This window comes from Cupriavidus sp. 10L45 (assembly GCF_056395225.1).
This window is the reverse complement of sequence record NZ_JBFTJC010000004.1, coordinates 290,528-315,063: the sequence shown is the minus strand read 5'-3', so window position 1 is coordinate 315,063 and position 24,536 is coordinate 290,528. Positions and strand designations below refer to the sequence as shown.

Here is a 24,536-nt window from a genome sequence, read left to right as displayed (position 1 = left end):
TAGGACGGCAACTTTGCCTCCCGGGCGCTGTCAGCCTGTTTTCGATTCGATTTTTCTGGAGGGATTCGTGGTTCTTGCCGTCTTTGCCGCGTCATTACGTAACAAGATGCAACTTGCCTTGCCGGCCATCGCGCTCGCGGGCGCGTTCGTGGCCAGCACGCCAGCCGCCGCCTTCTCGCTCGACGACGTGACCACCCGCGCCAGATCGATGGCGGACCAGCCCTATGTGGCCCCGGTCAGCAACCTGCCGCCGGCCTTCTCGAAGATGCAGTTTGCCGACTACATCAAGATCCAGCCGAAGATGGATGCGGTGGAGTGGAAAGACCAGCCCACGCCGTACCGGCTGGGCTTCTACCATCAGGGCATGCACTTCAGCACGCCGGTCAAGATCAACGAGATCGTCGGCAGGAACGTGCAGGAGATCCGCTACTCGCCCACTCGTTTCGATTTCGGCGACCTCAAGCTCGACAAGGCCGCGACCAACAACCTCGGCTACGCGGGTTTCCGCGTGCTCTACCCGCTGAACCGGCCAGACAAGCTCGATGAAGTGATGAGCATCCTGGGCGCGAGCTACTTCCGCGTGATCGGCAAGGGCCAGGTCTACGGGCTCTCCGCGCGCGGGCTGGCGATCGATACCGGCCTGCCCGTGGCCGAGGAGTTCCCGGCCTTCCGCGAATTCTGGATCGAGCGGCCTACGGCGCCGGGCAAGCCGCTGGTGTTCTTCGCGCTGATGGATTCCCAGCGCGCCACGGGCGCCTACCGCTTCGAGCTGATGCCGGGCACGGACGCAACGCTTAAGGTCCAGGCGCGCGTGTTCATGCGCGGCGCGGTGACCAAGCTCGGCATTGCGCCGCTGACCAGCATGTTCCTGTTCGGCCCGAACCAGCAGCGCGACGCCAACAACTTCCGCCCGGCGCTGCATGACTCGAACGGGCTCTCCATCCACACCGGCGACGGCGAATGGCTGTGGCGCCCGCTGAACAACCCCAAGCATCTGGCGATCAGCACCTTCCAGGTGAACAACCCGCGTGGGTTTGGCCTGATGCAGCGCGGCCGTGAGTTCTCGGCCTACGAGGACCTCAAGGACCGCTACGACCTGCGCCCGAGCGCGTGGATCGAGCCGCAGGGCGACTGGGGCCGCGGCAAGGTCGAGCTGGTGGAGATTCCCACGCCGGACGAGACCAACGACAACATCGTCGCGTTCTGGACGCCTGACCAGCTGCCGCCGAAGGGCCAGCCGATCAGGGCCGACTACACCATGCACTGGACCATGGACGAGCGCGCGATGGTCGACAAGGACCTCGCCTGGGTCAAGCAGACGCTGCGCAGCGCGGGCGAGATCATGCAGGCCAACCTGATCCGCCATCTGGATGGCAGTCTGGGCTTCGTGGTCGACTTCGAGGGCGGCGCACTGGCCAAGCTGCCGCCGAACGCGCCGGTGCGCGCGTCGTTCAGCGTCAGCGACAACGCCGAGGTCATCGAGAACATCCTGCAGCCGAACCCGGTGACCAAGGGCTACCGGGTGACGCTGCGGATCAAGGTCAAGGACCCGAAGAAGGTGGTGGAGATGCGCGAGGCGCTGGTTTCCGGCGACAAGGTGCTCAGCGAGACGTGGAGCTACCAACTGCCGCCGGATTCGATGCCGGCCAACTGATCACGGATCGCCGTACGGCGATGCACCCGAGCGGGCCGCCTTAGCGCGGCCCGTTTTTCTTGGGGAGGGGGATGCGCCCGGCGCCTTCCCGCAGCGGCTTGAGCAGGTCCGACAGCCCGTTGTGGTCGAGTTCGTGCATCAGCGCCAGCAGGCGGCCAATCTCGCCGGGCGGGAAGCCCTCGCGCGCGAACCAGTTCAGGTAGTTGCCGGGCAGGTCGGCAATCAGCGTGCCCTTGTGCTTGCCAAACGGCATGGTGCGCGTGACGAGCAGGCGCAGGGCTTCGGCGTCGGGAAGCATGGGCGGCTATCGGTTGGGTCGGGAAAGCGGGCATTGTAGCGCCGCCGCCGGTCACTCGGCGTCGTGGAAGATGATGCCGAGCGTGTGGCGCATGCCCGAGCGCAGGCGGCTCACGCCGTGACGCATGTTCACCCTGTAGGGCCCGCGCGTGCCCTGCACGGGCCGCTGGCTGACCGCGAAGACCACCGCGTCGCCCTGCGCCAGCGCCACCACTTCCGCGCGCGACTGCATGCGCGGGCGCTGCTCCGTCATCACGAACTCGCCGCCGGTGAAGCCGGTGCCGGGCGCCGACAGCAGGATCGCCACCTGGAGCGGGAACACCTGTGCGCCGTACAGGTCCTGGTGCAGGCAGTTGTAGTCCCCCTCTCCATAGGCCAGCAGCAGCGGCGTGGGCCGGCGCTGGCCGGCGCGGTGGCACGCGTCGAGAAAGACGGCGTGCTCGGGCGGAAATTGCCGTTCGATGCCCATGGCCGCGTGCCAGCGGTTGGCCACGGGCACCAGATGCGGATAGAGCGCCGTGCGCAGCCCTTCGACCAGCGGCGGCAGCGGGTAGCGGAAGTACTTGTACTCGCCCAGCCCGAAGCCGTGCCGGCCCATGACGATGTGCGACCGGTACAGGGCGTCTTCGTCGTAGCGCGCCGCCAGGGCGTCGCATTCGGCGGCCGAGAGCAGGCCCGGGATGGTCGCGCAGCCCTGCGCGTCGAGGTCTTGCGTGATGGCGTCCCAGTCGAGCGCGCTCACGCGCTGCGCCGGATCGTGCTGGTAGGAAGATGTCCGCATCCGCATACCTTAAGCCACCGGCGGGCGCCGCGCTCGCCGGATTCGGACCCCCGTTCCAAACTGTTGTTCCAAATGTCACCGATGGTGCGGCCCCGCACGGAGCGTGGGTGTCACGCTGGCTTATCTTTCGTCGGTCAGCAACCTCAAACAGGAATGATTGCCGATGAAAGACGAGCATATGGCGGCCCACGGAGCTGACCAGGCACCTGCATCCATTCGCGAAACCGGGGCCTTCAGCAAGGCCAGTGCCCTCCCGATGAAGCCCTGCGAGATCCAGCCCGGCTGGGTGCGCAGCGGCCAACCCGTGACGCACTACAGCGAGCATTCGACCGCGGCGGATGAACTTGCCTGGACCTCTGTGTGGGACTGCACACAAGGCGCCTTCGAGTGGCACTACGCGCTCGACGAGATCGTCTACATCCTCGAAGGGGAGACCCGCGTGACGGATGCCCACGGGCGCACCCACACGCTGCGGGCTGGCTCGATTGGCTACTTTCCGGCGCATACCACGTGGTACTGGGAGGTAGACCAGTACGTACGCAAGGTGGCGATCTGCCGGCGCGAGGTGCCTGTCGGCCTGCGCCTGGCCACGCGCTTGCTGGCGCGGATCAACCTCGATGGGCGGCTGCTGCGCCGCCTGCGCGCCAGGGGCCAGGTCACCGGCGCCATCACGCGCAAGCGCGCGGCGGCGTTGATGCTGATGCTGGCGGCGGCTGTCGGGGCCATCGCGGCCACGTAAGACGGCTAGGGTTCGCCCGGCGCCAGCTTGTCCAGCAGGCGCAGCAGCGTCTGCCGCTCTGCCTCGGAGAGCTGCGCGCCGATGCGGGCGTCGTGGTCGCAGACCGCCTCGGTCACGGCGGCCAGCGTCTGGCGGCCCGTGGCCGTCAGCGCCAGCGCGTACGCACGCCGGTCCGTGGGCGAAGGCTCGCGCGCGACCAGCTGCATGGCTTCGAGCGCATCGAACAGCATCACCGCCCCGGAGCGGGCGATGCCGAGGATGCGCGCGAGGTCCGTCAGCCGCACGCCGGGATTCCGCGCGATGATCTGCAACGCCGAGAAACGCGGCGGCGTGATCTGCCACGCCGCGAGCGAACGGACGAAATCCTCGTAGATGCGGATCTGCGCGCGGCGGATGGCGTAGCCGGTCAGCGTGTCCAGCACGCCGTAGTCCACGTCGGGCAGATGGGGGTTGAAGTGCCCCTCGCCGTCTGCGCCCTCGCCGAGGGCCGGATCCGGCGCCAGCGGCTCGCGCGTCTTGCGCGTGCTAGACCCCTTACCTGTTGCCGTCATCGTCAGCGCACGACGAAATAGCGCAGCACCACGCGGTCCGGGTAGCGCGCGCCAGTGGCCACGAAGGTGTGGCGCACCAGCCAGAGGTAGGCGGGCGCGGCGGTTTCGAAGCGTGGTGCGGTGCGGAAATAGAGGCGGGACGGGTCCACCGTGCCGCCCGCGTTGAGCTGGGCGATATCGGCCTCCGTGCCGCTGCGCACGCCGGCGTTGACGATATAGATGCGCGCGCCGTCGTCGGTTTCCAGCACATAGCGCGCTTCGATGTCGGCCGTGGTCCAGCCGTCGCCGCTGCCGGGGCGGATCAGCTGGAAGTCAGCGCCGCCGGGCAGGATGCGGCCATTGAGCAACGGCCCGGACGCCGTGCCGGACAGGATCGGGATCACGCGGCGCTGGCCGAGCGGCCCGGCGCCGAGATCCGTGGCGGGTGCCACCGCGATCTCAAAGTCCGCCACCAGTTCCAGCGCCGGCGTGGGCAGGGCGAGCGTCATTTCAGCAGCTTCCAGTTGCCGTTGTCGATGGTCAGCATCACCCGGCCGCGATTGTCGAAGCCGAAATGGTCCTGCGCCGTGTAGTTCAGTACGCCGTGGGAGACGACGATGTCGCGCTCGCTTTCCAGGGCGTCGCGCAGCGCCTTGCGGAACTCGGGCGTGCCCGGCTTGGCGTGCTTGAGCGCCACAGGCACGATGCGCTGCAGCACCAGCCCCGCGTCATACGGATGGGCGCCGAACTGTGTGCGGGTTTCCGGCCCGTACTGCTTCTCGTAGCGCGTGACGTAGTCGAGGCCCGGTTTGCGCGGCGCGCTGTCCGCCGGCAGCTGCTCGGCCACGATCACCGGCCCCGCCGGCAGGATCGCCCCGTTGACAGCCTTGCCGCCGATGCGGATCAGGTCGCGCGTGGCCGCGCCGTGCGTCTGGTAGACCGGGCCGGTGTAGCCGCGCTCGCGCAGCGTGGTGTGCGGCAGCGCCGCGCCGGTGCCGGCGCCGGCAATCAGCATCGCGTCAGGCTTGGCAGCCATCATCTTGAGCACCTGGGCGGTCACGCTGGTGTCGGAGCGCGCGTAGCGCTCGGTGGCCAGGATGCGGATGCCCTTGGCCGACGCGGCGCTGGTGAACTCCTTGAGCCACGTTTCGCCGTAGGCGTCGGCAAAGCCGATAAAGGCGACGCTCTTGACGCCATTGGCCTGCGCCCGGGCGGCCACTGCGTCGGCCATCAGCTTCACTGGCTGGGCCAGCCGGTAGGTCCACGCGCCGCGCCCGGGCTTCAGTTCGATGGGCGAGAAGGCGAGCTGTACGGTCTGGCTCTCGTCCGCCACTTCCGAGATGGCGATGGACGGCGCCACCGACGACGAGCCCAGGATGATGTCGACCTTGTCCTCGGTCACAAAGCGCCGCGCCACCTTGGTGCCCTGCGTGGGGTCCGAGGCGTCGTCCATGAGGATGTAGCGGATCTTCTCGCCGCCGATGGTCTCGGGCAGGAACGGCATGGTGTTCTTCTGCGGAATGCCGAGCGAGGCGGACGGGCCGGTCGAGGAAATGCTGACGCCGACGGTGACCTCGGCATGGGCGAGGCCGGCGGCCAGCAGCAGGGCCGGCAGGGCATTCAGGCTGAGGCGGATGGGGTGCGGCTTCATGTTGTCTCCCTGTTTTGTTGTGATGTCAGGCGCGCGGGGCGTCGGCCTGGAGTTGCTGCTGGCCGAAGCCGGCCAGGTTCTTGTAGCGCTGGGCGATGGCCTCCAGCTCGGCGCGCGGAATCACCGCATCGATCTGGGAAAACCCCTGCGGCGCGCGCTCCTCGGCCATCTGCATGACCTGCTCGGGGCCGTTCATCCGGTTGCGCAGCACGATGCCGGCGGTGCGCGGCAGCCGTTCCGCCTCGTACTCGCGCAGCGCGTAGTCCAGGTCGGCGTGGCCGAGCAGGCAGTCGGTCAGGTAGCGGGCATCGACAATCGCCTGGGCGCTGCCGTTGGAGCCGATCGGGTACATCGGATGCGCCGCATCACCCAGCAGCGTCACGCGGCCGAAGGTCCAGCGCGGCAGGCAGTCCTTGTCCACCATCGGGAACTCGTAGATGGCCGGCGCGCCGTCGATCAGCGCGGGAATGTCGATCCAGTCCCAGCGCCAGTCGGCAAAGGCGTCGCGGAACACGGATTTGTCCACCTCACGGTTCCAGTCGCTGCGCGGCGGCTCGTCCGGGTAGCTGTCCGGCACGCGCAGCTCGGCAATCCAGTTGATCAGCGAGCGGCCCTGCCGGTGCAGCGGCGCGGAGATCGGATAGGCGACGAACTTCTGGTCCTGATGGCCGGCCATGAACATCGAACGCCCATCGAGGTAGGGCGCGGCCTCGGTGGTGGCGCGCCAGAGCAGGCGGCGGGAGAAGCGCGGTGCGTCGCCGGTCGGATAGAAGTGCCGGCGCACGGCCGAGTGGATGCCGTCGGCGCCCACCAGCACGTCGGCGTCGGCCTCGACGGTGGCGCCGTCGCTGCGGCGCCGCAGCACGAAGCGCGCGCGCTCGCCCGCCTTGCCGCCGCCCACCGAGGCGATGGACTCGATCGCATGGCCGGTATGCACCCGGTCCGCGCCCAGCCGCTGCACCGCCGTCTCGTACAGCAACATCTGGAACTGCCCGCGATGCACCGAGAACTGCGGCCAGGCATAGCCAGCGGCCATGCCGCGCGGCTCGTGCCAGATCTGCTGCCCGAGCTTGTTGTAGTAGGAAAGGGAGGATGTCTCGATGGCGATCTCGGCCAGCGCGTCCTGCAGCCCCAGCGCGGCGAGTTCCCGCACCGCATGCGGCAGCAGGTTGATGCCGACGCCAAGCGGGCGGATCTGCTCGCTGGCTTCCCAGACTTCCACATCCATGCCGTGCCGATGGCAGAGCAAGGCGAGCGTCAGCCCGCCAATGCCGCCGCCGGCGATGGCGATCTTCGGGGTCTTCATGGTCTCCTCCGCGGCCTTTTGTCCGGGCGTGGCGCGCCGGTGGCCGTTATCTGCGATGCCGAAATTGTTATGGAGTATAACTAAATGGCTCGCAAGTCCGGGGTGCCAGATCGCCCGTGTTTACCCGGGTGGCGGCGTGGCGGAGGGGTGCGCCTCGGCCTGCGCCCAGCGGCTGCGTTCGAGCCAGTAAACCATCCCCCACGCATACAGCGTGATGCCGATGAACAGCGCCATCCGCACGGCAAAGGCCGTGTAGACGTCCTTGCCGGCGGCGCTGTCCTGGATCGACTGGCCCAGCAGGATGATCAGCGTCACGAGGGTGTTGAGCCAGAACCCGGGCGTCAGCCGCGTGGGGCTGAGCCGGTAGAGCTTGCGCGCCAGCAGCAGCGCGAACAGCAGCATCCACAGGAAGAGCATCCACAGGTGCACGAACAGGCTCAGCGCGCACCAGAACAGGATGGCCAGCACGCCGCCGAGCAGCGTGGAGCCGAGCAGTTCGCGCCCGGCGTCGCGCGCGGTGGTCGTGCAGGTCTGCCGGCCCAGGCTCACGGCCTTCATCAACACCGGGGTATAGCCAGACGGGTCGGTCAGCGCCAGCAGGAACGCGGGCATCACCACCAGCGCGGCGCGCAGGGCAATCCACGTGGCCTGTAGTTCGGGCAGCGCAGCGGGCTTGGGCGCCGCCGCGCCGCCGGCCTCCGGAAACAGCCAGTGGCAGAGCGCCAGCACCGCCACCGCCATCAGCATGCCCTTGGCCAGCGCGCTGACCACCTCCAGCGCCAGGCTGAACTCGAATACGCCGGCGGAGGGAATCAAGGTGAGGCCGACGGCGAGGAAGGTCCCCACGAGGTTGCTCCCGCCGCGCAGGCCATAGCGGAAGGTGACGAACAGCCCCAGCGCGACCACCAGCACGCCGCTGAACGGCGCGTACTGCAACAGGGGAATCAGCAGCAGGCCCACGCCGGTGGTCAGCATGACCAGTAGCGTCAGCGCCACGCCGGCCTTCCAGGACAGCGGCTGGTTGACCATCGCCAGCAGGAAGGCGCACAGCACGGGCGCGAGCATCGGCACGGGCAGCGCCAGCCCGAAGCTGATCGCCATGCACAGCGCCGTGCCGAACGCCAGCCGGATGGGACGTTGCTGCCGGGGTGGGCGGGCGAGAGGCATGGCGGCGCGTGGGCGATCAATAGATGTAGGACAGCCAGCTCATCACGTAGAGGAACGCGCGGCCCAGCGGATTGAGCGGATTGCCCTGCGTGGGGAAGGCCATGACTTCGGCCTGGCCGCCGATGCGGATGCCGGTCAGTCCACGCAGCTCCGCCGTATCCAGTTCGATGATCACCGGGAAGCGCTGCGCCGGACGCAGCCAGTCGCGGCTGTTCTGCACCGTGGGCAGGGTGCCGGGCGGGGCGGGCTGCCCGACACTGACGCCATAGCCGACGCTGCGCACGCGGCCTTCGAAGATGCGCCCCGGCAGGGCGTCGAGCACCACCGACACCGGCGTGCCCGGCTGCACATGGCCGAGGTTGTTCTCGGTCATCTCGGCCGTGACCCAGATGTCGTGGATCGTGATCAGCGTCATCACCGGGTTGCCGGCGGCGGCGAACTGGCCGGTATCGGTGCGCAGGTCCGTCACCAGCCCGGCGGAACGCGCGCGCACCTGGGTGTTCGACAGGTCGAGTTCGGCCTTCTCCACCGCGCCCGCCGCGCTGCGCAGCTTGGCGTTGTCTTCCGCGCTGCCGCCTTCCTGCTCGATGGCGCGCTGCACCTCGGCGCGGGACGCCGCCACCTTGCTGGTGGCCTGTTCCAGATCGGCACGGGCGATTTCGAGCCGGCGCAGCGAGATGGTGCCGGCGTCCTCCCGATAGAGCCGTTCGAGCCGGTCGCTGTCCTGCCGCGCCTTGACCTCCAGCGCCTGCGCGGCGCGCAGCGAGGCGCGTGCCGATTCGATGCCGGCCGTGCTGGCCCCGATCTGCCGGCGCGTGGCCTCCAGGTCCGCACGGGCGCGGTCCACGGCAATCCGATATTGCCCCGGGTCCACCTCGAACAGCATGGCGCCGGCCTGCACGTCCTGGTTGTTGCGCACATGCACGCGCGTGACGCGGCCGGACACCTCCGAGGCCACCGGCACGATGAACGCCTGGATCCGCGCCTGCTGGGTGTAGGGAGTGAGCCGGTCGGCGAGCAGGTACCAGACCAGGCTGATCACGATCAGCACGACGACCCAGCGGATGCCCTTGCGCGCCGGATCGGCGGGCGGAGGCGGAGCGGTTGGCGAGGTCGGCGGGGGTGGGGCCTGCGTGGTGTCTGTCATGGGGCGGCACCGGTGGGTACGCGGCGCGGTTCGTCGAGCAGCACGCCCCAGTCGGTGCGCTGCTGCATCTGGGTGCGCGTGGCGGCGTCCACGAGCATCTGGTCCGTGTGCCAGCCGCCGCCGAGCGCCTTGTACAGCGCGATCAGGTTCGACACGGCGCTGCCGCGGTTGACCAGATAGGTGTCCTGCTGGGCCGACAGCGCGCGCTGCGCGTCGAGCACGCGCTGGAAATCGGAATAGCCCTCGCGGTACAGCGCATTGGCCAGCGTCAGCGAGCGCCGCGCCGAAATGGCCGCATCGCGCAGGATCACGTCCCGCTCGAACGCCTTGATCAGCCCGCTCGCCGCGTCGTCGGCCTCGCGCGCGGCCTGCCGCACGCTCTCCTGGTAGGCCACGATCAGCTGCTGGAGCCGCGCGTCCTGCATCCGCACGTTGTTGCGGATGCGTCCGTAGTCGAATACGTTCCAGCGCAGGCTCGGCCCACCCAGTAGCGTGAAGTTGTTGGGCGTGCCGCCGAGCGTGCTGGCGGACCAGCCGATGCTGCCGATCAGCGTCAGCGACGGATAGAGGTCCGCCAGCGCCACGCCAATCAGCGCCGACTGCGCGGCGATCTGCCATTCGGCGGCGCGCACGTCGGGCCGGCGCAGCAGCAGGTTGGCGGGCACGTCCTGCAGCACGGCACGGCCGATCAGCGGCAGCTCGCCCTCGTGCGCGGCCAGCTCCGGCAGGTTCGGCAGCGTGCCGGGCGGGCGGCCGATCAGCACGGCCAGCGCGTTGCGCGTGCGCAGGATCTGGCCTTCGAATTCGGGAATGGTGCTCAGGGTGCCGAGGTACTGGGTGCGCGCCTGCTGCAGGTCCAGTTCGTCGGTCTGGCCGCTGCGGAACAGCTTCTCGGTGATCTCGAAGCTGCGATGCTGCAGCGCCGCGTTGTCCCGCGCGATGCGCAGGCGCGCTTCGGCCGTGCGCAGCGCGTAGTAGGTCTCGGCCATCTGCGCGTGGAGCAGGACCAGCACATCGTCACGATTGGCCTGCGCGGCGAAGTAGGCGGCATCGGCGGACTCGATGGCGCGCGCGAAGCGTCCCCAGAAGTCCAGTTCCCAGCCGATATCGAAGTTGGCGCTGTACTGCCAGAAGCGGCTGTTGGCGGGATTTCGGCCGCCGGACTGGCGGCGGTCCGTGTACAGCACGTCGGCGCCCACCTGCTGCACCTGCGGAAAGCGGCCAGCCTGCGCGATGCCAAGCTGGGCGCGCGCCTCCAGCACGCGCAGGCCGGCAATCTGAAGCCCGGCATTGTGGGCATCGGCCTCGGCCATAAGCCGTTCGAGCGCCGGGTCGGCAAAGACCTGCCACCACTCGCGGAGGTCAGGCTGCGCGCCGGTTTCCGTGACCGTGTCGATGGCCTCGCTGCGCCAAGTCGCGGTCCAGTCCTCGCGCTGTGGCGTCATGTCGGGGCCCAGCCGCGCGCAGCCGTGCAGGCAACAGACGCCAAGCAGCACCAGATGCCTTGTGCGGAGCGGGCCGGGCATGGACGCGCACGTCCGCGTCAGGCCCGCGGGATCTCTACGGGGGCAACGGTGGGTGTGCCAGGTGCGCCGGGCAGGGGCGCGCCGGACACCACCTCGATGGCCACGGGCTCGCTGGCCACGGGCGGCTCTTCTACCCACAGCCAGAACAGTCGATAGCCCACGGACAGCATCACGGGGCCGATGAACAGGCCGATGACGCCTCCGGTGACCATGCCGCCCAGGGCGCCGATCAGCACCACGGGCATCGGCACATCCACGCCACGCCCGAGCATCAGTGGCTTGAGCACGTTGTCGGCCAGCCCGGCGATGAACTCGTAGATCGCGAAGGTAATGGTCGCCACGTTCGGCCCTTCCTTGTAGAGCACGTAGGCGATCACGGGCAGGGTGATCAGCGTGGCCGGCAGCTGCATGATGCCCAGGAGCAGCACCACCAGCGCCAGCACCCCGGCGCCCGGCACGCCCTTCATGATGAAGCCGATGCCGATCAGCAGCATCTGGATGAAGGCGATGCCCACCACGCCCTGCGCCACGGCGCGGATGGTGGCGGTGCACAGCGCGGCGATGCGCGGCCCACGGTCCAGCCCGAAGATGCGCGAGGCGATCTGCTCCGAGCTGCGGTGTCCTGTCTCGCCATAGGCCATGATCACGCCGGCAATGATCAGCGCGAAGATGAACACCAGCATGGCCACACCCAGCCCGGCCAGCTTGCCCAGCAGCAGCAGGCTCGTGTCGCGCAACTCGGGCAGGAACTTCTGCACCAGGCTGGTCATGTCGGTGGCGGCCTGCATCCAGACATCGTGCAGGCGCTGACCGATCAGCGGCCAGCCGGCCACGAAGTCCGGCGGCTGCGGAATGCGCATGTTGCCGCCGCGCACGGCGTTCATGGCCTCCTCCGCTGACTGGAGCAGCGCGATCCCGAGCAGGTAGGCCGGCACCATGATCAACGCCAGCGAGAGCAGGACGATGAGCGTGGCCGCACGGCCGCTGCGGTTGCCCATGCGGGCGCGTAGCCGGACGTGTAGCGGATAGATCGTGATGGCGAGGATGACCGACCACAGGACGAGGTCGAGGAAGGGGTAGAAGATCCGGAAGCAGAACACCGAGAGCACGGCGATCAGGCCGGCCCGTATCAGCACGTCGAGCATGCCGCGGGAGAGCATCCGTTCCGAGAGGGGCGTAGGCAGCATCGTTGGTCTCCTGACAGGCCGCCGAGTGCAGTCTAGACCAGCGATCCGGCAGGTACAACCAGTGCGTCACCCTCCGCGAAAACAGTCACATCGGCCCGCCAAAGTATTCATTGGCTTTTTGCTGCACTTTGGCCGGGACCAGGCTACGGAACCCCGCCCAAGGGGGGCGGGGCCCGCATGCCGCTACCACTGTGGCTGCTATTTGCTACCGCTCTTGCACATCAGAATGTGTGCTTGACCCCCACCATTGCCCCGAGCTGGTTGCCGCCCGCCACCGGGTTGGCCCCGGTAGACGCGCTGTCGACGGACAGCGACAGCGAACCATGATTGTCGATATAGCCGCCGGTGGCATAGACGGACGTGCGCTTGGAGAACGCGTAACTGGCGCGCAGCGCGCCCAGCCAGGCCTTGTCGTTGCTGTGGCGGTACTGGAGATAGTAGCCCTCCGCCGCCAGCGTGACGGCCGGTGCGATGTCGTACGCCACGCCCGCGTAGAACAGGTTGCTGCGCGGGGCGGCCAGCGCCTCGTTGCGGCGGCCGATCCAGCCGAGGCCGGCCTTGGCCTTGCCGACCAGCATGTAGCCGCCCAGCGAGAGGCGGTCGTCCTTGAGGCCGCTCGAGGTCAGCCCGGCAAAGGCGCCGGGGCCGCCGCGCAGGGAATCGTATGCGGCGTGCACCGACCACCAGTTGGTCTCGTACATCAGCAGCGCCGACCATTCGCGGCACGCCTTGCTGTCCGCCGCGTTCTCGCCGGCGCAGTTGGCGCCGGAGGGGCTCGGGCCGGCGTTCACCGTATCGCGCCCGAAACTGTAGGTGGCGCCCACCGTGAAGCCGCCGAACTTGCCCTTGTAGGCGATCGAATTATCGGCGCGCGTATTGGGGAGATAGTTGTCGAGCGAGCTGGAGCCGTAGGCGTTCGGCCCGAGGATGTCCGAGTCCAGCGTGGCCCAGAACAGCATGGTGTACTGGCGGCCGAAGCTGACCTGCCCCCAGTTGCTGGAGAGACCCACCCACGCCTGCCGGCCGAACAGGCGGCCGCCCTGGTTGGAGGTGCCGCTGTCCGGCGCGAAGCCGGACTCCAGCACGAAGTTGGCCTTCATGCCGCTGCCGAGGTCCTCCGTGCCGCGCAGGCCCCAGCGGGACGGCACCGTGCCGCTCAGGTTGGCCATCTTGACGACGGAGTTGCCGGCCGCGCCGACGTGGTTGATGTACTCGACCCCGGTGTCGACCACCCCGTACAAGGTGACGGATTGTGCACTCGTCACCGCCGGCACGCCGGCCGCCAGCGCAAGCGCCGCTGCCGCCGTTCCTCGTTTTCCCAGTTTTCCCAGTTTCATGCTTCTCCTCCTTATGGTTTTTTTAAGGCTCGTGTGAAAGATCGTTCTAGCTGGCCGTGCGCTGCTCCCTGGCCTGCTCTTTGGCCTTGAGTTGGGCATCCAGCCGCCCGTAGACCCGCCGCGCGTTGCCTTCGTAGATCAGCTGGCGCTCGGCGTCGGTCAGCGCGGCCTGGTCGATGTAGCGGCGCGTGTCGTCGTAGTAGTGGCCGGTCTCCGGATCGATGCCGCGCACGGCGCCGATCATCTCGGAGGCAAACAGCACGTTCTCGACCGGCATCACCCGCGTCAGCAGGTCGATGCCGGGCTGGTGGTAGACGCAGGTATCGAAGAACACGTTGTTGAGCAGGTGCTCGCGCAGCGGTGGCAGCTTCATCTCCTGCGCCAGCCCCCGGAAGCGCCCCCAGTGGTAGGGCACCGCGCCGCCGCCGTGCGGAATCACGAACTTCAGGGTCGGGAAGCGCCGGAACAGGTCGCTGGTCAGCACCTGCATGAAGGCCGTGGTGTCGGCGTTGAGGTAGTGCGCGCCGGTGGTGTGGAAGCAGGCGTTGCAGCTCGTGCTGACGTGGATCATCGCCGGCAGGTCGTACTCGACCAGCTTCTCGTAGATCGGGAACCAGTACGGGTCCGACAGCGGCGGCGAGGTCCAGTGGCCGCCCGAGGGATCCGGGTTCAGGTTCACGCCGACGAAGTTGTAGTCGCGCACGCAGCGTTCCAGCTCGGGAATGCAGGTGGCGATGTCCACGCCCGGCGACTGCGGCAGCATGGCCGCGCCGACGAAGTGATCGGGAAACAGCTGGCTGACCCGGTAACAGAGCGTGTTGCAGATGGCCGCCCAGGTGGCGCTGGTCTCGAAGGTGCCGATGTGGTGCGCCATGAACGAGGCGCGCGGGGAGAAGATCGTCAGGTCCAAGCCGCGCTCGCGCATCAGCCGCAGCTGGTTCTGGGCGATGGCCTCGGCCAGTTCGTCGTCGCTGATGTGCAGGGCGTCCGGCGAGGGCGCCAGCGCCGGCGCGGTCAGGCTGGCGATCTGGCGCTGGCGCCAGGCTTCGAGGGCTTTGGGTGCCGTGGTGAAATGGCCGTGGCAGTCGATGATCATGCGTTACAGGTCCAGTCCGAAATCCAGTCAGGGGAGGGGCCACGCGCTGGCGGGAATCAGCACCTCGCCGCGCATGATGGGACGCGCGGTACGCACCAGCGCGCTTCTGACGATCGACCCCGGGCGTGCCGGGTCGGTCTCGAGTTCTACGGTGAATTCGCCGGTCGGGTGCGCCACGCTGATGGTGTGGACCGGCCCGGCGCCGCGCAGCACGGCTACGCCCGCCGCGACGGTGCCCGGCAGCACGCAGGCGGTGCCGACAGTGATCGCGGCCAGCACGCCAATCGCCTCGTGGCAGACGCGGGGGATAAAGCAGCGCGTGGCGATGCTCGCGGCGGCGTCGCGCGGTGGCGCGATCAGGCACATCTTCGGATAGCTCTTGGCCGACACGTCCCCCAGGCCCATCCTCTCGCCGGCCACCAGCCGCAGCGCCTCGATCACCGCCTTGAGCGCGCTGTCGGCGTTCAGTTCGGCAACGGACTCGTAGGCGGTGCGCTGGAGATCGGCGGCGCGCAGCAGCACCATCGGCATGCCGTTGTCGATCAGCGTGGCGGCCACGCGAAGCGGCTCGCCGGTCTGCGGGTCGCGGATGGCGAGGGTGTCGATGGCGTTGCCGGTGGGCAGCAGCGCGCTGCACACCGAGCCGGCGGTATCGAGGAAGTCGATCACGATGGGCGCGGCGGTGCCCGGCACACCATCGATATGGGCGTCGCCGGCATAGCGCGGCCTGCGGCCGGGCGTCTGCATGGTGATGTCGCACAGCATGCCGGTGTTGCGCGTCAGCACACGCGCGCGGGTCACGTCGCCTTCGGCGACCAGCAGGCCGCTCTCCAGCGCGAACGGGAGCACCGCCGCGAGCATGTTGCCGCAGTTCGGCGTGGTGTCCACGGTGTCGTTGGCCGGCTGCAACTGGGCGAACGTGAAATCGAGGTCGGCCTGGCCGGGCTTGCCGCGCGTGACGATGCCGGCCTTGCTGGTCAGCGGATGTGCGCCGCCCAGGCCGTCGATCTGGCGCGGGTCGGGGCTGCCCATGGCGGCCAGCAGGGCGCGGTTGCGCGCGGCGATGTCGGCCGGCAGGTCGCTGGCGAGGAAGAACGGGCCGCGCGAGGTGCCGCCCCGCATCAGCATGCAGGGCACGGCGCGCAGATCCGAATCCAGGGTGAAAGCGTGCGTCATGGGCGGCGGGTTTCCGGGTACGACAAGGTGCAGCGAGTATCGGCGCGCACCCGGCGGGCTTGGTTGCGATGTCGCATGACAACTGTTCTAATCTGCTTATCGCGCCGGGTGCCAACCGGCCAACCGCCCCAGCCCTCCGCCCCGATCCGCCCCCATGCTCTCCACCGATACCGTCAGCCTGCATCACCTCCACGTCTTCGCCGGAGTCGCGGCGGCAGGGGGCGTGCGCCGTTCGTCGGAATCGCTGCACCGGGCCTCGTCGGCCATCGCCCGCTCCGTGGCCGCGCTGGAATCGGCGTTGGGCGTGGCGCTGTTCGAGCGCAAGGGGCGCGGCATGCTGCTGACGCGGGCGGGGGAGATCGTGCTGGTGCGGGCGCAGCATATCGAGGCCGCGCTGCGCGAGGTGCGGGACGACGCCATGCGCATGCGGGGCCGGCAGGGCGCCCCCGTGGCCAGCCTGGAAGCGCTGCACAATGAACGGCGCCTGGAGGTGGCCGCGCTGCTGGCGGAGGTGCATCACATGCCCAGCGTGGCGGCGGCCATCGGGGTGTCGCAGTCGGCGGTGAGCCAGGCGATTGCCCGGCTTGAGGACGCGCTGGGCCAGCAGATCTTCACGCGCACGGCGCGCGGCATGGTGCCGACCGACCACGGCGCGCGCTGGGTGGTGCGCTTCGAGCGCGCGCTGGCCGATCTGCGCCATATCCGCGCGGACATGGCGGCGCTGCAGGGCGTGCTGGAAGGCGCGGTGACCATCGGCGCGCTGCCGCTGGGGCGGACCCAGCTGCTGCCGATGGCGATTGCCGAGGTCCACGGGCGGCATCCGAAGCTGCGCTTCCAGTCGCTGGAAAGCCCCTATGAGGAGTTGACGGCCGGCCTGCTCAGCGGCCGCATCGATTTCATCCTCGGCGCGCTGCGTCCGGACCCGTCGCAGGGGCTGGCCACGGAAGTGCTGTTCGAGGATCGCATCTCGCTGATCGCGCGCGCCGCGCATCCGCTGGCCAGCCGCAAGCGGCTTTCGCTCGACGATCTGGCGCCGTACCCGTGGGTGGTCTCGCGCGGCGGCTCGCCCTCGCGCCAGGCGCTGGACGACGTCTTCGCCGCCCACGGCCACCCCCTGCCGCAGCCGCTGGTGGAAACCGGCGACCTCGCCCTGGTGCGCGGCCTGCTGCTGCGTGGCGACATGGTCACCGCGCTGTCCGCGCTCCAGTTGCACTACGAGATCGAGGCCGGCTGGCTGCGCGTGCTGGACCTGCCGATGCCGGGCACCTCCCGGAACATCGGCATCACCACGCGGATGGGGGCGCGGCTCTCGCCTGGCGCCGACGCGCTGATCGCCCAGCTGCGGGCGTCCAGCGCCGTCTGGCGCTGAGGCGCCCGGCACACCCCTGGCACCTCGCCCGCCAACATCAGGGTTTCCCACACCCCCGTTTTCCCGTCTCGATAAGCAAACGGCAACGCGGCCCAAGTCAGAAAGCAATACTGCCCGGCCGCCCCAAACGTAGACTGCCGTTGCCGTGAGCCGCTGCGTCACGGCGGGCCGCGCCCGCGGCGATTAGACATCTCGATAACAAGAACCGCTGAGCGGTTTGCTGCAGGAGACGGCATGACAACCAGACAACGGCTCGATATCCGGGCCCATATCAACGAGCGAAAAATGTCGGGGTACCAGTGGCTGTTGCTGGTGCTGTGCTTCATGATCGTGGCCACCGATGGCATGGACGTGGCCATCATGGGCTTCCTGGCCCCGGACATCACCCGGGAGTGGGGCATCTCCAAGGCCGCCTTCGGCATGGTGATGAGCGCCGCCCCGATCGGCCTGGCCATCGGCGCGCTGCTGGTGGGGCCGATGTCGGACCGCTTCGGCCGCAAGAAGCTGCTGATTGGCTCCATCGCGCTGTTCGGGACCTTCAACCTGCTGAGCGGGTTTGCCGACAGCGTGGCGATGCTGTCCTTCCTGCGCTTCCTGACCGGCCTGGGCCTGGGTGCCGCCATGCCGAGCACCACCACGCTGCTCTCCGAGTATGTGCCGGAGCGCTCGCGCAGCATGCTGCTGGCCACCATGTTCACGGGCTTCAACCTCGGCTCGGCGCTGGTGGGCTTCGGCGCCGCCGCGCTGCTGCCGCACTACGGCTGGCGCACGGTGCTGATGGTGGGCGGCGCGATTCCGCTGGCCTGCCTGCCGATCTACCTGCTGCTGATTCCGGAGTCGGCGCGCTTCATGGTCGTGAAGAACATGTCGCCGGAGCGGATTGCGCGCACGCTGCGCCGCGTCTGCGGCAGCACCATCGCCCCGGACACGACGTTCACCATCAGCGAGGTCCAGGTCTCGGGCAAGCAGCCGGTGCGCACGCTGCTCTCCAACGCGTTCCGTGGCATGACGCTGTCGCTGTGGATCACCTACTTCATGGGCCTGCTGGTGATCTACCTGCTGAGCGGCTGGCTGCCCACGCTGATCAAGGACGCCGGCCTGCCGATCGACCGTGCCGCCAACCTCACCGCGCTGTTCCAGCTCGGCGGCACCGTTGGCGCGCTGGTGGTGGGCTTCCTGATGGACCGCATCACGCCGAGCCGCGTGATCGGCACCGCCTACGTGCTGGGCGCCGTGTTCATCCTGATGCTGGCCTCCGGCTCTGTGACCTCGGCCATGTTCGCGTTCTACGTGCTGATGGCCGGCTTCTGCATGAGCGGCGCGCAGACCGGCCTGAACGCCTTCGCCCCGTCCTGCTACCCGACCCCGGTGCGGGCAACCGGCGTAAGCTGGATGCTCGGTATCGGCCGCTTCGGCAGCATTACCGGCTCCATGGCGGGCGGCGTGCTGCTGTCCATGGGCTGGGGCTTCAGCGCGGTGATCGCCATCCTGGCGATTCCCGCCACCATGGCGGCGATCTCCATTGTTTCGACCAAGGCGCAGCCTCGCGCCGTGACTGCCTGACAGCTTGATATGGCCACCATCATCGGCGCGATTGCGTCCTCCCATACACCGACCATCGGCTTCGCCCTGGATGCAGGCAAGCAACAGGACCCCGCCTGGGCGCCCATTTTCGCGGCGTACGCGCCGGTGAGCACGTGGCTGGCCGAAGCCAGGCCCGACGTCCTGCTGGTCATCTACAACGACCACGTCACGTCGTTCTTCTTCGATCACTACTCGGCGTTCGCGCTGGGCGTGGGGGAGTCGTGGTCGCCGGCCGACGAGGGCGGCGGGCCGCGCGCGCTGCCGCCGGTCAGCGGGCATCCGGCGCTGGCGCGGCACGTTGGCGCGTCGCTGATGGCGGACGAGTTCGACATGTCGTTCTTCCAGCACAAGGCGCTGGATCACGGCTGCTTCTCGCCGCTGTCCGTGATGGTGCCGCACGACGCGGAGGCCGGCTGGCCGGTCAGCGTGATTCCGCTGCAGGTGGGCGTGCTGCAGGCCCCGGCGCCGTCCGCGCGCCGCTGCTACAAGCTTGGTCAGGCCATCCGCCGGGCGGTGGAGAGCTATCCGGAAGACCTGCGCGTGGCCGTGGTGGCCACCGGCGGGCTGTCGCACCAGGTGCATGGCGAGCGCTGCGGCTTTAACAACACCGCGTGGGACCACAAGTTCCTGGACCTGTTCGAGTCCGACCCGGAGGCGCTGCTTGAGCTGACCCATGCCGACTACGCGCGCCTGGGCGGTTTCGAGAGCGCCGAGGTGGTGATGTGGATGGTGATGCGCGGCGCGATGGCGGCCCGCATCGAATGCAAGCATCGCGACTACTACCTGCCGTCGATGACTGGCATCGCCGTAGCCGTCTACGAAAACCATGCCGCCGACGACCGCGCGATGCAGGAAGCCCGGGCCGAGCGCCAGCGCGAACGCATCGGCCACCAGCTACGCGGCATCGAGCAGCTGGAAGGCACCTACCCGTTCTCGCTGGAAACCAGCGTGCGCGCCTACCGCATCAACCGCTACCTGCACCAGCTGGTGCTGCCGGCGTTCCGCGAGCGTTTCCGGGCCGATCCGGCGGCCACGTTCGACGAAGCCGACCTCACCGCCGAGGAGCGCGACCTCATCACCCGGCGCGACTGGCGCGGCATGATCCACTACGGCGTGATCTTCTTCCTGCTGGAGAAGCTCGGCGCCGTCAGCGGGGTCTCGAACCTCCACATCTACGCGGCGATGCGCGGGCAATCGCTCGAAGACTTTCAGATGACCCGCAACGCGCCCGGCGCGCTCTACTCGGTGAGCGGCGGGGCAGGCCAGGGCGCCGACTGGGCCGGGCAGGCTGCCGGCGGCCCGACGCCCAGGTAGATCGCCACCTAGCCGGCCCGCCGCGTCGCCCACGACGCGTGCGCGGCCCGTCATCCCTCTTCACGGTTTCCACTGCACTGTGCGCCCCGCGCGCACGGTGTGGCCTGTTGTCGTCCAAAAAGAGATGAGAAGGAGACTTGAGCATGGCGTATTCCCGAAAGGTTTTCTCGGTCGGCGCGTTCTCGCTGGCCACGGCAGTCGCGGCGTCGCTGGCCGCATGTGGCGGCGATGACGCCGCCACCCCCTCCCAGAGCACGACGACCACCGTCCCCAGTACACCCACCAACGCCAGCGCCGCCGAGAAGTGCAACGCCTTGGCGACGATGAGGATTGGTGCGCCGGACATCGGCCTGAGCACCAGCGGCGCGGTGGTCCAGTCGGCGCAATGGATCGCGGCCGACGCCGCGGGCAACGTCAATGGCGAGTACTGCAAGGTGCTCGGCGCGATCCGCCCCGTCGACGTGACGGYGCCCGACATCAACTTCCAGGTCAACCTGCCCACCAGTTGGAACAGCAAGACGCTGCAGATGGGCGGTGGCGGGCTCGACGGCACTGTCGTCACCGGCGACGGTGCGTTCACGGCGCAGCCGGCCAGCGTGGCCAATGCCATCCGGCAGGGCTACGTCACCTACGGCAGCGACAGCGGCCACGATGCTTCGGGCGGTGGCGCATTTGCGCTCAACGACGAGGCGCTCGCCAACTTCGGGCGCCTGCAGATCAAGAAGACGCACGACGCCGTGGCGGCCATCGTCAAGGCGCGCTATGGCGCTGCCCCTGCACGCAGCTACTTCGTCGGCGGCTCGCAGGGCGGGCATGAGGCGCTGATTGCGGCGCAGTTCTACCCCGAGGACTACGACGGCGTGGTGGCCGGCTATCCCGCCTACAACGTGACGATGATGCACGTGGCCAGCAACGACTTCGCCAAGGCGCTGTATCTCAATGGCGGTGCCGGCTGGATCAGTGCGGCGAAGATGAAGACGCTGTTCACGGCGGCGATGAATGCCTGCGACACGCTGGATGGCGTGGCCGACGGCGTCGTGAGCAACCCCAACGGCGCGGCCTGCACCGCACTCACCAGCAAGTTCGTCCTGACCGATGTCAGCAACCCGCTGCGCTGCGCCGGCGGCACCGACACCGGGGACACCTGCCTCTCCGACGCGCAGATCGCCACGGTGGCGCACCTGAACTCGCGCTTCAACCTCGGCTTCACGCTGCCTGGCGGCATCAGCAGTTACGGCAAGTGGCCGATCCTGGACGGCACGACGTTCACCGAGCAAGGCTTCGGCAGCAAGCCGGCCTATAGCACCCCGCCCAGCGGCGACGCGTTCCAGTACACCATCTCGGACACGACGGTGCGGTACATCATCACCAGGAATCTGTCGATCGATTCGATCCAGGGCTTCGATCCGGCCGACTGGAAGAATCGCATCACACAGGTCAGCGACATGCTGGACGCGAGCTACGTGGACCTCGACGCGTTCCGCGCCAAGGGCGGCAAGGTGCTGATGTTCCACGGCACCAACGATTCGTCGATCACGCCGTATAACTCGATCGACTACTACACGCGGCTCGTGCAGCGCTACACGCAAGCCACGGCGGACACGTTCTCGCGCTTCTACCTGATTCCGGGCTTTGGGCACGGCAGCGGGCAGTTCCAGAGCACGGTGGACTGGCTCGCGGCGCTGGACGGATGGGTGGTCAACGGCGCGGCGCCGGCGGGCCTGGTGGCGACGGACGGCAACAAGGGCGCCAGCACCACGGCGACCAACGGTCGCACGCGGCCGGTGTGCGTCTACGGCAGCTATCCGAAGTACACGGGGCCGGCCAATCCGACGCAGGCGCAGCAGAACGACGCGGCAAACTTCAGCTGTACCGCCACGACGAGCTGAGCGCCGAGGGCCAGCCCGTGCCGCCGCGCGTCGCTCCGCCAATCCTTAGCAGATCGACCCCGGCACGGGCTTGCCCGAGCTGGTCATGCCCTGGCAGGCCTCGCCGGCCGCGAGGCCGTTGTCGGTGCCGGGGGCCAGCTTGAGCTTGCCGGCGACGGTGCAGCACAGGCGCGGGGCAGCGGCGGGCGCGGGGGCAGGGGTGGCGCGGGCGGCGGGCGCGGCGGGTGGTTTGGGCGCGGGCTCGGCGGCCTCCTCGGCATCGGGGGAGACGCACTGCCCCATCTGGCAGATCCGTTCCCCTTTGCACTGCATGTCGTACTGGCATCCGGCGGCCGGGGCGGGCGATGCCCAGGCGAGTCCGATGGAGGCGATGAACAACAGGCTACGCAGCGTCATGACCGCTCCCGCATTCGATGAATCCGGGCTGCCGCCGCTTGGTGCCGCATGGTGCCGCATGGTGCCGGGGGCGCCCGTGAGTTCAGGATAGGTCGCTGCCGTGGGGGGGGAAAGCTCGCGCCGGACACGCGCGCGAGGGGTCTGTGAGCTACCCAACACGGGCGTGCGGCGACGCCCTTGCAGTCATCGGAAACCGGCAGTCGTCAGGGCTGCACGGCGAACTTGTCGGTGGCGGCGATCAGTTGGTCCATGATGGCCGGCTCGGTCCAGGCATGCCCGGCACCCTCGATCAGATGGAACTCCGCCTCGGGCCACGCGGCGTGCAGCGCGAACGCGTAGCGCGCCGGGCACGGCATGTCGTAGCGGCCATGCACGATCACGCCGGGGATGCCGGCCAGCCGATGCGCATCGCGCAACAGTTGGCCGTCCTCGAACCAGCAGCGGTGCGTGAAGTAATGATTCTCGAGCCGGGCGAAGGCCAGCGCGAAATGCGCGTCGGCATGCTTGGCGCTGTTGTCCGGGCTGGGCAGCAGCGTGATGGTTTCCCCTTCCCAGACGCTCCACGCCTGCGCGGCCTCGAGCTGCTTCGCCTCGTCGGCGCCGGTCAGCAGCTTGCGGTAGGCGGCCATCATGTTGCCGCGCTCGGCTTCCGGCACAGGCGCCTGAAAGCGCGCCCACTTGTCCGGGAACATCTCGGAGACGCCGTACTGGTAATACCAGTCCAGCTCCGCCTGCGAGACCGTGTACACGCCGCGCAGCACCAGCGCGCTGGTCCGTTCGGGATGCGTCTCGGCATAGGCCAGCGCCAGCGAGGACCCCCACGAGCCACCAAACACGAGCCAGCGCTCCACGCCGGCCAGTTCGCGCAGCCGTTCGATGTCGTCCACGAGGTGCCAGGTGGTGTTGGCTTCCAGCCCGGCATGCGGGGTGGAGCGCCCGCAGCCGCGCTGGTCGAACAGCAGCACGTCGTAGCGCGCCGGGTCGAACAGGCGGCGATGGTCGGGCGAGATCCCGCCGCCGGGGCCGCCATGGAGGAACACGGCCGGCTTGGCGCCGGGCGTGCCCACGCGTTCGTAATACACCACGTGCCCGTCGCCCACATCCAGCATGCCAGTGGCGTAGGGTTCGATCGGGGGATAGAGCAGGCGCTGTTCGGACATGAGGGGCTCGCGAAGGTGGGCGGTGGCGCCAGTGTAGCGCCACCTTCCTCCGCCCTCAGACCTGCGACGAGTCGTCCAGGTAGTCGTCCAGCCCGGCATCGAGGTTGCCGCTGTCGGCCGTGCCGCTGCCGAAGCCCTGCCCATCGTCGAAGTAATTGTTGACGACGGTTTCCGACGGCTGGCCTCCGAGGAAGCCGTTGCCACTGTTACCGGCGCCGCTGCCACTGCCGTTAAACAGGTGTTCGATCCCCTGGAACAGGAACGCGCCGCCGGCCACGCCGGCCGCGGTGGTGGCGATGCTGCCCAGCGCGCTGCCGAACCCGCCACTGAGGAAACCGCCGCGCGCGGGCGGGGCCGGCTGCATCGGAGCTGCGGGGGCGACGGAAACCGGCTGGACCGGAGCGGCCGGCGCCACGCCGCGCCCGACGCTGTTGCCCCAGGCCACGTCGCCATCGGCAAAGCCGCGCGCGCCGTAGCCCTGCGCGGCCTGCGCCTGCTGGAGTTGCTGGACTTGCTGTTGCAGCCCGGCGATCTGCGCGCGGGCGTCGGCCAGCGCGTGGTCGAGCAGCATGGCGCGCTGTACCAGCAGGTAGGCGGCGTCTGGCTGCCGCGCCACGGCGTCGGCGATCATCGCGGCGGCCTGCGGGTCCTTGGCCTGCAGGCGGGCCTGCGTCAGCTGGGTCAGGAAGTTGTCGAGTGCCTGGGTATCTTGAGGGGTCATCGCGTCACCTGTGTGGTGGTGGGTGGGATGGCCCCACTGTAGGTACGGAAGCTTAAGACAGACTTAAAAGCCGGCCAGGTCGCAATCAGGTCGCAGCCGGATAGCTGGCCACCTCGACCAGATTCCCATCCGGGTCGCGGCAGTAGACCGAGGTCATCGGCCCGAGCGCGCCCGAGCGCTGCACCGGCCCCACCTCCACCGGCACCCGGTGGGCCAGGAAGTGGGCCATGACCTCGGCCGGCGGCATATGCGTGATGAAGCAGAGGTCGTCGCTGCCGGCGGTGGGGTGCACGCCGGTGAACCACGCCACGGTGTCTTCGCCCACCGGGCGCAGGTTGATCTTCTGCTGGCCGAACTTCACCGCCACCCGCGTGCCCGTGCGCGACGCGAAATCCTCGCGCTGCATGCCGAGCACCTGCTCGTACCAGGCGGCGCTGGCTTCCACGTCTTTCACGTTGAGGACGAGATGGTCGAGGCGGTCGATTTGCAGCGTCATGTCCGGTTCCTTG

The 24,536-nt window shown here is 68.8% G+C and carries 23 protein-coding genes; 6 read left to right on the top strand and 17 right to left on the bottom strand.

Translation table 11 applies throughout. The features are described 5' to 3' along the window. Positions 1–106 precede the first annotated feature (106 nt). Positions 107–1,654 (top strand): glucan biosynthesis protein G, encoded by a 1,548-nt coding sequence (locus AC1DFU_RS09500; protein WP_177219914.1) that lies wholly within the window; start codon positions 107–109, stop codon positions 1,652–1,654. A 40-nt stretch (positions 1,655–1,694) separates the two neighbouring features. Here AC1DFU_RS09500 and AC1DFU_RS09495 read toward each other — a convergent pair whose 3' ends face one another. Both AC1DFU_RS09495 and AC1DFU_RS09490 read right to left on the bottom strand, forming a co-directional pair. Then, positions 1,695–1,952, bottom strand: coding sequence for a DUF3820 family protein (locus AC1DFU_RS09495; protein ID WP_092294585.1), 258 nt, complete (start codon positions 1,950–1,952; stop codon positions 1,695–1,697). A gap of 51 nt (positions 1,953–2,003) precedes the next feature. Then, a complete protein-coding gene (locus AC1DFU_RS09490; protein ID WP_441592823.1) occupies positions 2,004–2,732 on the bottom strand; it encodes a 2OG-Fe(II) oxygenase in 729 nt (242 codons plus the stop codon). 163 nt (positions 2,733–2,895) lie between these two features. Here AC1DFU_RS09490 and AC1DFU_RS09485 point away from each other — a divergent pair, with 163 nt between their 5' ends. Next, positions 2,896–3,471: a cupin domain-containing protein gene (locus AC1DFU_RS09485; RefSeq protein ID WP_255370811.1), complete on the top strand. Its 576-nt coding sequence runs from the start codon at positions 2,896–2,898 to the stop codon at positions 3,469–3,471. A 5-nt stretch (positions 3,472–3,476) separates the two neighbouring features. On the opposite strand, the gene AC1DFU_RS09480 is transcribed toward AC1DFU_RS09485, so the two are convergent. The 11 genes from AC1DFU_RS09480 to AC1DFU_RS09430 all read right to left on the bottom strand — a co-directional run bounded on the left by AC1DFU_RS09480 (position 3,477) and on the right by AC1DFU_RS09430 (position 15,594). Further along, positions 3,477–4,022: a MarR family winged helix-turn-helix transcriptional regulator gene (locus AC1DFU_RS09480; RefSeq protein ID WP_092294587.1), complete on the bottom strand. Its 546-nt coding sequence runs from the start codon at positions 4,020–4,022 to the stop codon at positions 3,477–3,479. Between the two features lie 2 nt (positions 4,023–4,024). Further along, positions 4,025–4,510, bottom strand: coding sequence for a DUF3237 domain-containing protein (locus AC1DFU_RS09475; protein ID WP_441592822.1), 486 nt, complete (start codon positions 4,508–4,510; stop codon positions 4,025–4,027). Next, entirely contained in the window at positions 4,507–5,652 is a 1,146-nt protein-coding gene (locus AC1DFU_RS09470; protein ID WP_092294591.1) for an ABC transporter substrate-binding protein, read from the bottom strand. Before AC1DFU_RS09470 ends, AC1DFU_RS09475 begins: the two co-directional genes overlap by 4 nt. Before the next feature lie 25 nt (positions 5,653–5,677). After that, the gene (locus AC1DFU_RS09465) at positions 5,678–6,958 is read right to left on the bottom strand and encodes a flavin-dependent oxidoreductase (protein ID WP_441592821.1); all 1,281 of its coding nucleotides are present in this window, start codon (positions 6,956–6,958) and stop codon (positions 5,678–5,680) included. Between the two features lie 120 nt (positions 6,959–7,078). After that, complete coding sequence (locus tag AC1DFU_RS09460; RefSeq protein ID WP_092294595.1) at positions 7,079–8,125, bottom strand: DUF2955 domain-containing protein; 1,047 nt, start codon at positions 8,123–8,125, stop codon at positions 7,079–7,081. A 16-nt stretch (positions 8,126–8,141) separates the two neighbouring features. After that, entirely contained in the window at positions 8,142–9,272 is a 1,131-nt protein-coding gene (locus tag AC1DFU_RS09455) for an HlyD family secretion protein (protein WP_441592820.1), read from the bottom strand. Beyond that, a complete protein-coding gene (locus tag AC1DFU_RS09450; protein WP_441592819.1) occupies positions 9,269–10,798 on the bottom strand; it encodes an efflux transporter outer membrane subunit in 1,530 nt (509 codons plus the stop codon). Before AC1DFU_RS09450 ends, AC1DFU_RS09455 begins: the two co-directional genes overlap by 4 nt. A 17-nt stretch (positions 10,799–10,815) precedes the next feature. After that, entirely contained in the window at positions 10,816–11,985 is a 1,170-nt protein-coding gene (locus tag AC1DFU_RS09445) for an AI-2E family transporter (protein WP_092294600.1), read from the bottom strand. 221 nt (positions 11,986–12,206) lie between these two features. Then, positions 12,207–13,322 (bottom strand): porin, encoded by a 1,116-nt coding sequence (locus AC1DFU_RS09440; RefSeq protein WP_092294602.1) that lies wholly within the window; start codon positions 13,320–13,322, stop codon positions 12,207–12,209. 46 nt (positions 13,323–13,368) lie between these two features. Next, positions 13,369–14,418 (bottom strand): amidohydrolase family protein, encoded by a 1,050-nt coding sequence (locus AC1DFU_RS09435; RefSeq protein ID WP_092294604.1) that lies wholly within the window; start codon positions 14,416–14,418, stop codon positions 13,369–13,371. 27 nt (positions 14,419–14,445) lie between these two features. Continuing rightward, the gene (locus AC1DFU_RS09430) at positions 14,446–15,594 is read right to left on the bottom strand and encodes a 4-oxalomesaconate tautomerase (RefSeq protein ID WP_441592818.1); all 1,149 of its coding nucleotides are present in this window, start codon (positions 15,592–15,594) and stop codon (positions 14,446–14,448) included. Positions 15,595–15,748: 154 nt separating this feature from the next. Between AC1DFU_RS09430 and AC1DFU_RS09425 the strand changes: the two genes are divergently transcribed. The 4 genes from AC1DFU_RS09425 to AC1DFU_RS09410 all read left to right on the top strand — a co-directional run bounded on the left by AC1DFU_RS09425 (position 15,749) and on the right by AC1DFU_RS09410 (position 21,750). Further along, complete coding sequence (locus AC1DFU_RS09425) at positions 15,749–16,963, top strand: LysR family transcriptional regulator (protein WP_092294607.1); 1,215 nt, start codon at positions 15,749–15,751, stop codon at positions 16,961–16,963. A 234-nt stretch (positions 16,964–17,197) separates the two neighbouring features. Beyond that, positions 17,198–18,526 carry an MFS transporter gene (locus AC1DFU_RS09420; protein WP_092294609.1) on the top strand — a complete coding sequence of 443 codons (1,329 nt, stop codon included), beginning with the start codon at positions 17,198–17,200 and terminating at the stop codon, positions 18,524–18,526. A gap of 9 nt (positions 18,527–18,535) precedes the next feature. Further along, positions 18,536–19,861, top strand: coding sequence for a gallate dioxygenase (locus tag AC1DFU_RS09415; protein ID WP_477159769.1), 1,326 nt, complete (start codon positions 18,536–18,538; stop codon positions 19,859–19,861). 143 nt (positions 19,862–20,004) lie between these two features. Continuing rightward, the gene (locus tag AC1DFU_RS09410) at positions 20,005–21,750 is read left to right on the top strand and encodes a tannase/feruloyl esterase family alpha/beta hydrolase (RefSeq protein ID WP_477159856.1); all 1,746 of its coding nucleotides are present in this window, start codon (positions 20,005–20,007) and stop codon (positions 21,748–21,750) included. 45 nt (positions 21,751–21,795) lie between these two features. On the opposite strand, the gene AC1DFU_RS09405 is transcribed toward AC1DFU_RS09410, so the two are convergent. The 4 genes from AC1DFU_RS09405 to AC1DFU_RS09390 form a co-directional block, all read right to left on the bottom strand. Continuing rightward, complete coding sequence (locus tag AC1DFU_RS09405; protein WP_092294614.1) at positions 21,796–22,146, bottom strand: hypothetical protein; 351 nt, start codon at positions 22,144–22,146, stop codon at positions 21,796–21,798. 203 nt (positions 22,147–22,349) lie between these two features. Beyond that, positions 22,350–23,306 (bottom strand): prolyl aminopeptidase, encoded by a 957-nt coding sequence (gene pip / locus AC1DFU_RS09400; protein ID WP_092294616.1) that lies wholly within the window; start codon positions 23,304–23,306, stop codon positions 22,350–22,352. A 55-nt stretch (positions 23,307–23,361) separates the two neighbouring features. Continuing rightward, complete coding sequence (locus AC1DFU_RS09395) at positions 23,362–24,027, bottom strand: DUF2076 family protein (protein ID WP_092294618.1); 666 nt, start codon at positions 24,025–24,027, stop codon at positions 23,362–23,364. An 85-nt stretch (positions 24,028–24,112) separates the two neighbouring features. Continuing rightward, entirely contained in the window at positions 24,113–24,523 is a 411-nt protein-coding gene (locus AC1DFU_RS09390) for a VOC family protein (RefSeq protein ID WP_441592815.1), read from the bottom strand. Positions 24,524–24,536 lie beyond the last annotated feature (13 nt).